General features: G+C 65.1%; 8 protein-coding genes. 1 reads left to right on the forward strand and 7 read right to left on the reverse strand.

Annotated features, from left to right (window positions below):
- The first annotated feature begins 46 nt into the window (after positions 1–46).
- Positions 47–601, forward strand: coding sequence for a hypothetical protein (locus tag PST29_RS16225; protein ID WP_060839452.1), 555 nt, complete (start codon positions 47–49; stop codon positions 599–601).
- A gap of 444 nt (positions 602–1045) precedes the next feature.
- Here PST29_RS16225 and PST29_RS16230 read toward each other — a convergent pair whose 3' ends face one another.
- The 7 genes from PST29_RS16230 to tpx form a co-directional block, all read right to left on the reverse strand.
- Entirely contained in the window at positions 1046–1792 is a 747-nt protein-coding gene (locus tag PST29_RS16230; RefSeq protein ID WP_060839453.1) for an SDR family oxidoreductase, read from the reverse strand.
- Positions 1793–1933: 141 nt separating this feature from the next.
- On the reverse strand, positions 1934–4021 hold the full coding sequence (locus PST29_RS16235) for a putative bifunctional diguanylate cyclase/phosphodiesterase (RefSeq protein ID WP_060843691.1): 2088 nt from the start codon (positions 4019–4021) through the stop codon (positions 1934–1936).
- 221 nt (positions 4022–4242) lie between these two features.
- The gene (locus tag PST29_RS16240) at positions 4243–5736 is read right to left on the reverse strand and encodes an efflux transporter outer membrane subunit (RefSeq protein WP_060843692.1); all 1494 of its coding nucleotides are present in this window, start codon (positions 5734–5736) and stop codon (positions 4243–4245) included.
- Complete coding sequence (locus PST29_RS16245) at positions 5733–8840, reverse strand: efflux RND transporter permease subunit (protein WP_060843693.1); 3108 nt, start codon at positions 8838–8840, stop codon at positions 5733–5735. Before PST29_RS16245 ends, PST29_RS16240 begins: the two co-directional genes overlap by 4 nt.
- Positions 8841–8961: 121 nt before the next feature.
- The gene (locus tag PST29_RS16250) at positions 8962–12054 is read right to left on the reverse strand and encodes an MdtB/MuxB family multidrug efflux RND transporter permease subunit (RefSeq protein ID WP_060843694.1); all 3093 of its coding nucleotides are present in this window, start codon (positions 12052–12054) and stop codon (positions 8962–8964) included.
- Positions 12051–13373, reverse strand: coding sequence for an MdtA/MuxA family multidrug efflux RND transporter periplasmic adaptor subunit (locus tag PST29_RS16255; RefSeq protein WP_060843695.1), 1323 nt, complete (start codon positions 13371–13373; stop codon positions 12051–12053). Before PST29_RS16255 ends, PST29_RS16250 begins: the two co-directional genes overlap by 4 nt.
- Before the next feature lie 178 nt (positions 13374–13551).
- A complete protein-coding gene (tpx, locus tag PST29_RS16260; protein ID WP_060839459.1) occupies positions 13552–14052 on the reverse strand; it encodes a thiol peroxidase in 501 nt (166 codons plus the stop codon).
- Positions 14053–14198 lie beyond the last annotated feature (146 nt).

The raw sequence follows: 14198 nt of genomic DNA on the forward strand, positions 1-14198 counted from the left end.
TACGCCCCGTTGACCTCCCCTGCTTAAAAAAGGTGATGCACTGCCCATGAAATCCTGGATCAAGACCCTGCTGATCACTCTGCTTGCCGCGGCCTTGTGCCTGCTGTTTGCCCGCGTTGTCCTGCCACTGCTGCTGTCGTTCCTGGTACCGCCAAGCTTGGAAGGCGCCCCCTGGTACTGGATCAATCTGCTGCTGGCCGGTTTCTTCGCCGGGCTGCTGGTGGCGCCCCTGCTGCGCACCCGGCGCTACTACCCGGTGCCTCTGCTGCTGTTGTTGTCGACCCTGGTGGTGGTGGGCAGCTGGGCGCAGAGCCGCTGCAACGACGCCCAGTTGCAGGCCATCGAACAGTTGGAAAGGCGCAGCGCGAGCCATTCGAACCTGGGGTTCTCCGAGGAGCAGCCCGAGCCTTCGGCACCCGTGGACCTGGGCGCCACACCGGACGTCTGGGCCCATGAACAAGGCTACGGATATGGCTACAGCTGCACCCGTCCGGGGGAAACCCTGGGGTACCTGGCGCCGTTGTTGATGGGTTTTGTCATCAACGTGCTGGGGCTGTTGCTGGCGTTGCTGATCGGCCCCGGCCGCCGCCGCGCCAACTGAAGGAAACCGCAGGAACTGGCTTGCCAGCGAAGGCGTCTGCGAGGTCGGCGCAAGGCTTGAGGGCCTCTTCGCCGGCAAGCCGGCTCCTACATGGCAGACCACAAGCTCAGGGGGGCTGTAGGAGCTGGCTTGCCAGCGAAGGCGTCTGCGAGGTCAGCGCAAGGCTTGAGGGCCTCTTCGCCGGCAAGCCGGCTCCTACATGGCAGACCACAAGCTCAGATGGGCTGTAGGAGCTGGCTTGCCAGCGAAGGCGTCTGCGAAGTCGGCACAACGCTTGAGGGCCTCTTCGCCGGCAAGCCGGCTCCTACATGGCAGACCACAAGCTCAGAGGGGGCTGTAGGAGCTGGCTTGCCAGCGAAGGCGTCTGCGAGGTCGGCGCAAGACTTGAGGGCCCCTTCGCCGGCAAGCCGGCTCCTGCGGGATAGGCCGCAGACTTGCGGGGGCTCAGCGGCCGCCGCCCAGGTCGATGAAGCTGCCGGTGGTGTAGGAGGCCTTGTCCGACAGCAGCCAGAGAATGGCTTCGGCCACTTCGTCGGGACGTCCGCCACGGCCCATGGGAATCGCCGATTCCAGTTTGCTGACCCGGTCGGCGTCACCGCTCAGGGCATGGAAGTCGGTGTAGATGTAGCCCGGACGCACCGCATTGACGCGGATGCCCTCGCCCGCCACTTCCTTGGACAGGCCGATGGTAAAGGTGTCCAGGGCACCCTTGGACGCAGCGTAGTCGACGTATTCGCCCGGAGAACCCAGGCGCGCCGCCACCGACGAGACGTTGACGATGCTGCCGCCCTGCCCGCCATGGCGCGGCGACATGCGCAGCACCGCGTGCTTGGCGCAGAGGATCGGCCCCATGACATTGGTCTTCATGATCTTCTGGATGCGGAATTCGGACATTTCATCGAGACGGGACTTGTGCCCCACGGTCCCGGCGTTGTTGACCAGGGCGGTGACCCGGCCCAGCTCGCTGTCGACCCGCTGGAACAAACCGATGACTTCGTCTTCGATACTGACGTCGGCCCGCACCGTGATGGCCTGCACACCCAGGGCGCGAACCTGCTCCAGCACCTGATGAGCCGCCTGCTCGTCGGCCTGGTAATTGATGCACACCTTGAAACCCTGCTGCGCGGCCAGCAATGCCGTGGCCGCACCGATTCCCCGCCCGCCACCGGTGATGACGATGACTTTGTCCATACTGCCGACTCCCTGACTGATCATTTCAACGCCCGCCATTAAACACCCCGCAGGCAGCGATGAAAACCGCAGTGACATCAAACAGCCTCTATTCCGGGATCACAGGACCGTGCCCCTGGCGATGGCCGGCCGAGGCCAGCCTCAGGTGTCGTGCCGGGCCTGTTGTTCAGCCTGGTGGATACCCTGCATGAAGCTCTCGGGCGGTAGCGGGTGACCCAGGTAATAGCCTTGCAGCGAGTCGCAGCCCAGCTGGGTGAGGAAACTCTGCTGCACCCCGCTCTCCACCCCCTCGGCGACGATGCGCAGGCCCAGGGCCTGGCCCAGGGCGACAATCGCCGAGACGATGGCGGCGTCGTCGCTGTCGTGCTCCAGGTCACGGACGAAACCACGGTCGATCTTCAACTCGTTGGCCGGCAGGCGCTTGAGGTACATCAGGCTCGAATAGCCGGTGCCGAAATCGTCGATGGACAGGTCCACCGCCATGTCCGACAGCTGCTGCAGCACGATCATGCTGACATCGGCGTCGTTCATCGCCGTCGTCTCGGTGATTTCCAGGGTCAGGTTGTTGGCCGGCAACTGATTGCGCTCCAGGGCCTGGGCCACACTCTTGACCAGCCCCACATGGCAGAACTGCAAGGCCGAGAGGTTCACCGCGATGCGCCAGTCGGTGTAGCCCTGGACATACCACTGGCGCATCTGCCGGCAGGCCTCGTGCAGCACCCAGTCGCCGATGGCGATGATCAGCCCGCTCTTCTCCGCCAGTTCGATGAACTTGTCCGGCAGCAGCAGGCCGTGTTGCGGATGCTCCCAGCGCAACAGCGCCTCGGCCCCCACCGGACGCCCGTCGCTGGCATCGAACTTGGGCTGGTAGTAGAGGCGGAACTGATTGTGTTCCAGGGCATTGCGCAGGTCCTGGAGCAACTGCAGCTGGCGCCGGGCGTTGCTGTTCATCGACGCATCGAAAAAGCTGTAGCCGTTCTTGCCGGTGGCCTTGGCGTGATACATGGCCGCGTCGGCATTCATCAGCAGTTCCTGGGCGGTCAGGCCATTGCCGGGATACACCGCGATGCCGATGCTGGCGGAAATCTGCAGCTCGTGGTCGGCCACGCGGAACGAGCGGGACACCAGGCCCACCTGCCGCGCCGCCAGGCGCAAGGCATCATCCGGCTCGCCGAGCTGCACCAGCAGCACGAACTCGTCGCCGCCGATCCGTGCCAGGGTGTCTTCGCTGCGCAGGTCCTCGCGCAGGCGCAGGGCCACCTCCCGCAGCAACTGGTCGCCCATGTGATGGCCAAACGCGTCGTTGACCGGCTTGAAGCCGTCCAGATCGATGAACATCAGCGCAAAGCAGCCGCCATGGGCGGTCACCCGGTGCATCGCCTGATCGATGCGGTCCGCCAGCAGAATGCGGTTCGGCAGACCGGTCAGGGTGTCGTGCAGAGCCAGTTGGGTCAGCTCCTTGTTGGCCTCGGTCAAGGACTGCGCCAGCACCGCGGTGCGGGCTTCCAGGCGCGCGTCCAGCACCGAGGTCAGCAAGGCGATGATCAGCACCGCCAGGGTGGTGATCAGCACCAGATTGTCCAGGCCCTTGCCACTCAGGCCATTGCCCAGGGCCCCGCAGAAACTGCCGTCACTGAAACGCGCAGCGGCCATGCCGGTGAAATGCATGCCGACGATGGCAAACCCCATGACCACCGCCGCGCCGGTGCGGGCCAGACGCACATGGGGCGTGTTCTGGCGCAGGCGGAAGGCGATCCACAACGCCGCCAGCGAAGCACCGAAGGCAATCAGCAACGAGGCGCTGAACAGGCTCGGGTCGTAGTCGATACCCGGCTGCATGCGCATCGCCGCCATGCCGGTGTAGTGCATGCCACTGATGCCGGCGCCCATGATCAAGGCGCCGAACAGCAGTTGCCATAGCGGCAGGCGAGGCTGGCTCACCAGCCACAGGGCAAAGCCGCAGGAGAGAATCGAGATCAGCAGCGACAAGGCGGTCAGCGCGATGTCGTAGCCCAGCTCGATGGGCAGCTCGAAGGCGAGCATGCCGATAAAGTGCATGGACCACACACCGATGCCCATGGCCAAGGCTCCGCCGCACATCCACAGGTAGGCCGCACGGCCTTTGGTGGTGGCGATGCGTCCGGTGAGATCGAGGGCGGTGTAGGAAGCGAGGATCGCCACGAAAATGGAGATCACGACCAACGCGGGGGAGTAACTACCGATGAGCATGGGGCATCTCTTGGCCGTTGTGCCGATGTTTGCCCGGCGGGCAAAAGCGCAGATTGTACTGATTGCGCAGAAGAACGCATCTACAAAGTGAGCAAACCGCCAGTAGCCGGACAGAACGTCTGCCCCGGGCCTTTGATGCCCCTACAAGGCTTGTGGGCAAGGCCGTTGCGCGGCCATGTCCGCGGCCCTCGCGCCCCCCTGCGCGAGGCCCTGATGGCGGCCTATTTCTGCTCGCCGACCTGCAGCTGGCCGTCCCAGCCGCCACCCAGCGCGGCGATCAATTGCACGCTGGCAATCAGCCGGCTCTGCAGCAGGCTGAGGACGCTGCGCTCGTTGCTCAGGGCGGTGGTCTGGCTGGTGACCACGTCCAGATAACCGATGAGTCCGGCCTTGTACTGGTTCTCGGTCAGGCGCAGGGCCTCGCGGGCCGAATCCAGGGCCTGCTGACGCACCCCCGCCTCGTCCTCCAGGACCTTGAGCTGGATCATGTAGTTTTCCACCTCGCGGAAACCGTCGAGCACGGTCTGCCGGTACTTGGCCACGGTCTGGTCATAGGCCGCCTGGGTGCGATCCACTTCCGCCGAGCGCTGGCCACCGTCGAACAGGGTCATGGCCAGCTTGGGGCCCACCGACCAGAAGCGGTTCGGCAGGCTGATCCAGTCGGCGTAGGTACTGCTGCTGTAGCCGCCGGCCAGGCTCAGGGTCAGGTCCGGGTAATAGGCCGCCTTGGCCACGCCGATATTGGCATTGGCGGCCATCACCGAACGCTCCGCCGAGGCGATGTCCGGACGCCGCTCCAGCAACTGCGAGGGCACCGCCAGGGGGACCTGGGGCAGCAACGGAATCCGCGGGGTTTCTGCCAGGTTGAACTCGGCCGGCGGTACGCCCATCAGCACCGCGATGGCGTTTTCGAACTGCGCCCGCTGCCAGATCAGGTCGATCAGGTCGGCCTGGGCGCTTTTGAGCTGGGTCTGGGCCTGGGCCACGGCGTCCTTGCCGGACACCCCGGCCTGATACTGGTTCTGGGTCATGGTCAGGGAGCGCTGATAGGCCGCCACCGTGGCTTCCAGCAGGCGCTTCTGTTCGTCGATCACCCGCAGTTGCAGGTAGTTCTGCACCAGTTCCGACTGCTGGCTCAGGCGCATCGCCGCCAGATCGGCGAAGCTCGCCTCGGCGCTGGCTTGATTGGCTTCCAGGCCACGGCGCAGCTTGCCCCAGACATCCGCCTCCCAGCTCACGCCCAACTGGGTGTTGTAGGTGTCGCGAATGCCGCTGCTGGAGCTGCTCAGCCCCGAACTGCTGCTGCCGGTGCCCTGGCTGGCCCGGGTCTTGCCGGCGCTGAGGTCGACACTGGGAAAGAACGCCCCACGGGAGCTGCGCACCAGGGCCTGGGCCTGACGGTACTGGGCTTCGGACTGGGCCACGCTCTGGTTGGAACGGTTGAGCCGCTCGATCAGGCCGTTGAGCTGGGCGTCACCGTACAGCTCCCACCAGGCGCCCCGGGCCAGGGCATCGCTGGGATTGGCCTGGCGCCAGCCCTGGGCCTCCTTGTACTGCACAGGCTCGGCCACCTGGGGCCGCTGGTAGTCGGGTCCGATGGCGCAGGCACTGAGCAGCGCCACGCACAGGCCCAGGCTCAAGGCCCGCGAGCCCCGGGCCATGGCCAGGCGCTGGGCGGACAGCAGAGTAACGGGACGGGACGATTGGTCAGTCATAGCGGCGTTTCCAGAGCGGCATCGGTACGGACCCCACGCCAGTGGTTGAACTTGTGGCGCAGGCGATCGAGATAGAGGTAGACCACCGGGGTGGTGTAGAGGGTCAGGACCTGACTGAAGACCAGGCCGCCAATGATGGTCAGGCCCAGGGGCTGGCGCATTTCCGAGCCCTCGGCGCCCCCCAGCAGCAACGGCAAGGCGCCGAGGATCGCCGCCAGGGTGGTCATCAGGATCGGCCGCAGGCGCTGCAGGCAGGCACTGCGGATCGACTGCAGCGGGTCCAGGCCCTGGTGGCGCTCCAGTTGCAGCGCCAGGTCGATCATCAGGATCGCGTTCTTCTTCACCACGCCGATCAGCAGGAACAGCCCCAGCAGCGAGATCAGGCTGAACTCGCCGCCCAGCACGTAGATCGAGAGCAAGGCGCCGACCCCGGCCGACGGCAGTGTGGAGAGAATGGTCAGCGGGTGAATGTAGCTTTCATAGAGCACCCCGAGCACCAGGTACACCGCCAGCAGCGCACCGAGGATCATGAACGGCTGGCTCTTCTGAGTGGCGGCGAAGGCGTCGGCGGTGCCGGCCATCTTGACGATCACATCCTCGGGCATGCCCAGTTTGGCAATCGCCCGTTCGATGGCGGCGGTGCCCTGCTCCACGGTCACGCCTTCGGCCATGTCGAAGGAAATGCTCTCCGAAGCGAACTGCCCTTCGTGGCTGACCCGGTCGTCTTCCAGGCTGTTTTCATAGTGGGCGATGGCCGACAAGGGAATCCGCGCGCCCTCGCTGGTGATCACCTGCACCTGGTTCAGGGTGATCGGGTCCTGGGCGTATTTCGGGTTGACCTCCATCACCACCTGGTACTGGTTGAGGCTGTCGTAGATGGTGGAGATCTGCCGCTGGCTGTAGGCGTTGTTGAGCACCGCGGTGACCATGTCCATGTCTACCCCCAGGCGCTTGGCCTGGTCGCGGTCGACCACCAGGGTCACCTGCTGGGCGCCGCGGCCCTCGCGGGCGTCGATGGCGGTCAGCTCGGGCAAGGCGCGCAGCGCGGTGACCACTTTCGGGTACCACTGGCGCAATTCGCCCAGATCGCCGCTTTGCAGGATATAGGAATACTGCGAGGTGGTCTGCTCGCGGCCGCCGCCGAACTGCAGGTCCTGGTCGGCCATCAGCATCAGTTGCGCGCCGGGCACCTTGGGCATTTCCTTGCGCAGGCGCTCGATGACCTTCTGCGCCGAAATATTGCGCTCCTTGATCGGTTTGAGGCGCACCAGCATGAAGGCGTTGTTGGTGCCGTTGTTGCCGCCGATGAAGCCGGCCACGCTTTCCACCGCGCTGTCCTTGAGCACCGCGCGGCGGAAGATCTCCATCTTCGGCTGCATCACGCTGAAGGACAGGCCGTCGTCGCCGCGCACGAAGCCGATCAACTGGCCGGTGTCCTGCTGCGGCATGAAGGTCTTGGGCACCACCACGTACAGGGCCACGTTGACGCCGATGGTGACCAGCAGGCTGAACAGGGTCAGGCGCTTGTGCCGCAGCACCCAGTCCAGGCTGGTGGCGTACTTGCCCACCATCCACTCGTTGCTGCGCCGGCTCCAGCGCTGCAGGCGGTTTTCCTGGCCCGGGGTGTGGGGCTTGAGCCAGCGCGCGCAAAGCATCGGGGTCAGGGTCAGAGACACCACCAGGGACACCACGATGGCCGCCGCCAGGGTGATGGAGAACTCGCGGAACAGGCTCTCGATGATCCCGCCCATGAACAGGATCGACAGGAACACCGCCACCAGCGACACGTTCATCGACAGCAGGGTGAAACCCACCTCCTTGGCCCCCAGGTACGCCGCCTTCATCGGCGCGATGCCTTCGTCGATATGCCGGGAAATGTTCTCCAGGACCACGATGGCGTCGTCCACCACCAGCCCGGTGGCGAGGATCAGCGCCATCAGCGACAGGTTGTTCAGGGAGAAGCCATACAGGTACATCACGGCGAAGGTGCCCACCAGCGACACCGGCACCGCCAGGGTCGGGATCACCGACGCGCGGAAATTGCCGAGGAACAGGAACACCACCAGGATCACCAGGGCCACGGCGATCAGCAGGGTCATCTCGGCCTCATGCAAGGTGGCCTTGATCACCGGCGAGCGGTCCATGGCCAGGTTGAGCTTGACGCTGGCCGGCAGCACCGCCTGCAACGCCGGCAACTGGGCCTTGATCTCGTTCACCGTCTCGATGATGTTGGCCCCGGCCTGGCGGTTGATCACCAGCAGCACCGCCGCATCGTCGTTGAAGAAGCCGCTGTTGTAGCGGTCCTCCACGCCGTCACTGACCTTGGCCACGTCTTTCAGACGCAGGGGCGCACCGTTGTTGTAATGGATGATCAGCGGTTCGTAATCACGGGCTTTTTCCAGCTGATCGTTGGCCTGGATCTGCCACAGCCGCTGATCATCCTCCACCGAGCCCTTGGGCCGGCGCTGGTTGGCATTGGCAATGGCGTTGCGCACGTCGTCCAGGGCCACGCCGTACTGATTGAGCAACTGCGGCTCCAGCTCGATGCGCACCGCTGGCAAGGAGCTGCCGCCAATCTGCACCTCGCCCACGCCCTGCACCTGGGACAGGCTCTGGGACAGGATGGTCGAGGCCAGGTCGTACAGCTGGCCCTTTTCCAGCACATCGGAGGTCAGCGACAGCACCATGATCGGCGCCTGGGACGGGTTGACCTTCTTGTAGGTGGGCATGCTGCGCATGCCGCTGGGCAGCAGGTTGCGCGAGGCGTTGATGGCCGCCTGCACTTCCCGGGCCGCGCCGTTGATGTCGCGGTCCAGGTCGAACTGCAGGATCACCCGGGTCGAACCCTGGCTGGAGCGGCTGCTCATGGTGTTGACCCCGGCGATCGCGCCGAAGGAGCGCTCAAGCGGCGTGGCCACGGTGGAGGCCATGACCTCGGGGCTGGCCCCGGGCAGGCTGGCCTGGACCACGATCACCGGGAAATCCATCTGCGGCAGCGGCGCCACCGGCAACAGGCCGAAGCTCACACCGCCCAGCAGCATGATCGCCAACGACAGCAGCATGGTCGCCACCGGGCGCTTGATGAAAGGACCCGAAAGGTTCATGGGCGACCGCTCCAAGCTTCAAGCCTCAAGCTGCAAGAGAAAAGCGGGATCGGTGCACGCTCTTGCTTCTGCTTTTGATCGAGCTTGCAGCTTGCGGCTTGCAGCTTGCCGCTGACGCCCCTCACACCACTTCTCCTACGGCGGGCTTGGCAAACCGGCGGCCCAAGCGGTCGAAGTACAAGTAGATAACGGGCGTCGTGAACAGGGTGAGGATCTGGCTCACCAGCAGGCCGCCGACCATCACCAGGCCCAGGGGCTGGCGCAACTCGGCGCCGGAGCCGGTGGCCAGCATCAGCGGCACGGCGCCGAACAGCGCCGCCAGGGTGGTCATCAGGATCGGCCGGAAGCGCAGCAGCGCCGCCTGGTAGATCGCCTGTTCCGGGGCCATGCCCTGGTGGCGTTCGGCGTCGAGGGCGAAGTCGATCATCATGATCGCGTTCTTCTTGACGATGCCGATCAGCAGAATGATGCCGATGATGGCGATCATGCCCAGGTCGTTGCCACTGAGGATCAGCGCCAGCAAGGCGCCCACCGCCGCCGAGGGCAAGGTGGACAGGATGGTGATCGGGTGGATGTAGCTCTCGTAGAGCACGCCGAGCACGATGTACATGGTCACCACCGCCGCCAGGATCAGCAGCAAGGTGCTCGACAGCGACGCCTGGAAGGCCTCGGCGGCGCCCTGGAAGCGGGTCTGCACCCCCACCGGCATGCCGATCTCCTGCTGCACCTGCTCGATGACGTTCACCGCCTTGCCCAGGGCCACGCCCGGGGCCAGGTTGAAGGACATCATCACCGCCGGGAACTGGCCGATATGGGCGATGGCCAACTGCGCCTGGCGCTCCTCGACATGGGCCAGGCTCGACAACCGCACCTGACCGCCGTCGGTGGTCTTGACGTGGATCTGCTCCAGCGCCTGAGGCCCGATGCGCTCGCCGGCCTGGGACTGGAGCACCACCCGGTACTGACTGGCCTGGGTATAGATGGTGGAGATTTGCCGCTGACCGAAGGCGTCATACAGGGCGTCGGTGATGTTGGACACCGAAACCCCGACCCGGGACGCCGCATCGCGGTCGATCACCAGGTACACCTGCAAGCCCTTGTCCTGCAGGTCGCTGGTCACGTCGGTGAGTTCCGCACGCTGGGCCAGGGCTTCCACCAGGCGATTGCTCCACAGGCTCAGCAGCTCGGCATCCGGCGACGACAGGCTGAACTGGTACTGGGTGCGGCTGACCCGGTCTTCGATGGTCAGGTCCTGCACCGGTTGCATGAACAGGCGGATGCCCAGCAGCTTGTCCACCTCGGGCTGGATCCGCGCGATCACCTGGGCCGCGCTCAGGTCACGCTCGCCGTGGGGCTTGAGGTTGATCAGCAGACGGCCGCTGTTGAGGGTGGCGTTGTCGCCGTCGACACCGATGTAGGACGACAAGCTCTGCACCGCCGGGTCCTGCAGGATGATCCTGGCCAGATCCTGCTGGCGCTGGCTCATGGCGGCGAAGGACACCGACTGCGGCGCCTCGGAAATGCCCTGGATGACCCCGGTGTCCTGCACCGGGAAGAAGCCCTTGGGCACCACCAGATACAGCAGCACGGTCAGGCCCAGGGTGCCGACGGCCACCATCAGGGTCAGGAACTGGTGCTTGAGCACCCACTGCAACTTGCGCCCGTAGCTTTCGATCAACCAGTCGATCCAGGCGCCGCTGGCGCGGTAGAAGCGCCCCTGCTCTTCAGGCTTGGGCTCACGCTTGAGCAACCGCGCGCACATCATCGGGGTCAGGGTCAGGGACACCACCAGGGAAATCAGGATCGCCACCGCCAGGGTGATGGCGAACTCGCGAAACAGCCGCCCGACCACGTCGGCCATGAACAGCAGCGGGATCAGCACCGCGATCAGCGACAGGGTCAGGGAGATCAGGGTGAAGCCGATCTGCTTGGCGCCCTTGAGCGCCGCCTGCAGCGGACTGTCACCCTCCTCGATGAAGCGCGAGATGTTCTCCAGCATGACGATGGCGTCGTCCACCACGAACCCGGTGGCGATGGTCAGGGCCATCAGGGTCAGGTTGTTCACCGAAAAACCGGCCAGGTACATCACCCCGAAGGTGCCGATCAGCGACAGCGGCACGGCAATCGAGGGAATGATGGTGGCGCTGGCCCGGCGCAGAAAGAGGAAGGTCACCATCACCACCAGGGCGATGGCGATCAGCAGTTCGTGCTGCACATCCTTGACCGAGGCGCGGATGGTTTGGGTGCGGTCGGTGAGCACCGTGACGTCCAGGCCCGCCGGCAGGTTGTCGGTGATGCTCGGCAGCAGCGCCTTGATCCGGTCCACCACCTCGATCACGTTGGCCCCGGGCTGGCGCTGGATATTGAGCAGCACCGCCTGGTTCTCGTTGGCCCAGGCCGCCAGGCGCTCGTTCTCGGCGCCGTCGACGATCTCGGCGACATCCTTCAAGCGCAGTGGCGCGCCATTCTTGTAGGCCAGGATCAGCTCGGCGTAGTCCTTGGGCGAAGTCAGTTGGTCGTTGGCATCGAGCATCGAGACCCGGGTCGGGCCATCGAAGTTGCCCTTGGGCTGGTTGACGTTGGATGCACCGATCAGGGTGCGCACGTCCGCCAGGTTCAGGCCGTTGGCCGCCAGGGCCTCGGGGTTGACCTTGATCCGCACCGCCTGGCGCTGGCCGCCGGCAATGCTGACCATGCCGACGCCGCTGATCTGGGCGATTTTCTGCGCCATGCGCGTGTCCACCAGGTCATTGAGCTTGGGCAGCAGCATGGTCTTGGAGGTGATGGCCAGGGTCAGCACCGGGGTGTCCGCCGGGTTGACCTTGTTGTACACCGGCGGCGCCGGCAGGTCCTTGGGCAGCAGGTTGGTGGCGGCGTTGATCGCCGCCTGCACCTGCTGCTCGGCCACGTCCATATTGATGTCTAGGCTGAAGCGCAGGGTCAGCACCGAGGCGCCGCCGGAGCTGGTGGAGGCCATCTGGGTCAGGCCGGGCATCTGCCCGAACTGACGCTCCAGGGGCGCGGTGACCGCGCTGGTCATCACGTCCGGGCTGGCCCCGGGGTACAGGGTCATGACCCGGATGGTCGGGTAGTCCACCTGGGGCAAGGCCGACACCGGCAACAGGCGATAGGCGATCAGGCCGGCCAGGACAATGGCCAGCATGCTCAGGGTGGTGGCTACCGGACGGAGGATGAACAGTCGCGAGAAATTCATGCGCCGACCTTTTGCGCCTTGCCATCAGCCGACTTGCCATCCGCGGCCGGCGCACCGGCGGGCTTGCCCTGCAGGTGTTCGGTGGGGGTGGTGGGCACGGTCGAGCTGTCGTTGACCACTTCCACCTCGCTGCCGTCCTTGAGGCGGTCGGTGCCTTCCATCACCACGCGATCGCCGGCCTTGAGGCCGTCCTTGATCACCGTCGACTCGCCGTTGCTGTCGCCTACCTGCAACTGACGGATCTTCACCTTGTTGTCGCCATCCAGGGCGTAGACGAAGGTGCCGTTGGTGCCGAACTGGATCGCCGCCGAAGGCGCCAGCACCACGTTCTTCAGGGTGTCGGCCAGCAGCCGCACATTGACGAACTGGTTGGGGAACAGGCCCTGGTCGCGGTTATCGAAGCGCGCCTTGAACTTCAGGGTGCCGGTGGTGGTGTCGATCTGGTTGTCCAGGCTTTGCAGCACGCCGCTGGCCTGCAGCTTCACATCGCCCCGGTCCCAGGCTTCCACCGGCAGCTTGGCGCCGCTGTGGTAGCGCTTGAGCACGGTGTCCAGGCTGTTCTCCGGCAGGGTGAAGGCCACGCTGATCGGCTGGGTCTGGGTGATGATCACCAGCGCCGTGGTGTCGTTGGCCGACACCAGGTTGCCCACGTCCAGCTGGCGCAAGCCCACGCGTCCGGCGATCGGTGCGCGGATATTGGTGAATTCGAGGTTGAGCTTGGCGTCGTTGACCGCCGCCTGATTGGTCTTGACCGTGCCCTGGTACTGGCCCACCAGCGCCGCGGCGGTGTCCAGGGTCTGCTTGGCGATGCTGTCCTGGGCATACAGGCCGCGGTAGCGCTCGAGGTCGACCTGGGCGTTCTTCAGCTGGGCCTGGTTCTGCAGCAAGGTGCCTTCGGCCTGGAGCAAGGCGTTCTGGTAGGGACGCGGATCGATCTGCGCCAGCAGGTCGCCGGCCTTGACCATCTGCCCTTCCTCGAAGTTGACCTTGACCAGTTCCCCCGCCACCCGGCTGCGCACATTGATGGTGTTCAACGCGGTCACCGTGCCCAGGGCCTTGAAGTACACCGCGAAATCACCCTGGGTCACCGGCGCCACGCGCACCGGGATCGGCCCGCTGGCACCGCCGAAACCGGGGCGCAGGCTGCCGCTGCGTCCGGTATGCCCGGCCGCGGCCTTCGCCTGTGCACCCTCTTTGGGGGCGCTGCCGGCGGGCCAGAATTTCCAGCACAGGCCGGCCACCAGCAGCAGGACAAACAGGCCGAACAGCCAGCGACGAGAGTTGCGGGGAGCAGAGGATTGCATGGAGTGATCAACCATTGGGCGCGTGGGAGTCTTCTTTGAGGAAGGCTGAACGATAAGCACTAGAGCGGGTTTAGCAAAGCGCCTTTACCGGCAATTTACCTTTGACTGACGTTTTAAGGTGCGGCGCTAAGCCACTGAAGCACAAATAAAAACGGCCTGGACAGAGCCAGGCCGTGAATAATTGTAAAAGCGCTTACTTGAGCACTGCCAGGGCCGCGTCGTAGTTCGGCTCTTCGGCGATTTCCTTGACCAGCTCGCTGTGCAGCACGGTGTCGTTTTCATCCAGCACCACCACGGCGCGGGCGGTCAGGCCAGCCAGCGGGCCGTCGGCGATGGCCACGCCGTAGTTCTCGATGAACTCGCGGCCGCGCAGGGTCGACAGGTTCTGCACGTTTTCCAGGCCTTCGGCACCGCAGAAGCGCGCCTGGGCGAATGGCAGGTCGGCGGAGATGCACAGCACCACGGTGTTGGCCAGATCGTTGGCCTGGGCGTTGAACTTGCGCACCGACGTGGCGCAGGTCGGGGTGTCGACGCTTGGGAAGATGTTCAGCACCTTGCGCTTGCCGGCAAGGCTGCTCAGGGAAACGTCGGCCAGGCCGGCGCCCACCAGGGTGAAGGCAGGCGCTTTGGAACCGACTTGCGGCAGTTGGCCATTAACCTGCACCGGATTGCCTTTGAGAGTGACTTGAGCCATGAACGGAGTCCTTATTGAACAGTGATGATGGAACAGCAATGAGCATTCTTGAGAGGCCGAAGTTAAGCATGAAACGGCGCGAGCACCTATTGCCAGGCGGATAAATCGTCCAACAACCTGGCAGATTGCAGGGACTGGCTTGCCAG

Origin of the sequence: Pseudomonas sp. St29 (assembly GCF_001547915.1) — a bacterium.
Classification (GTDB): domain Bacteria; phylum Pseudomonadota; class Gammaproteobacteria; order Pseudomonadales; family Pseudomonadaceae; genus Aquipseudomonas.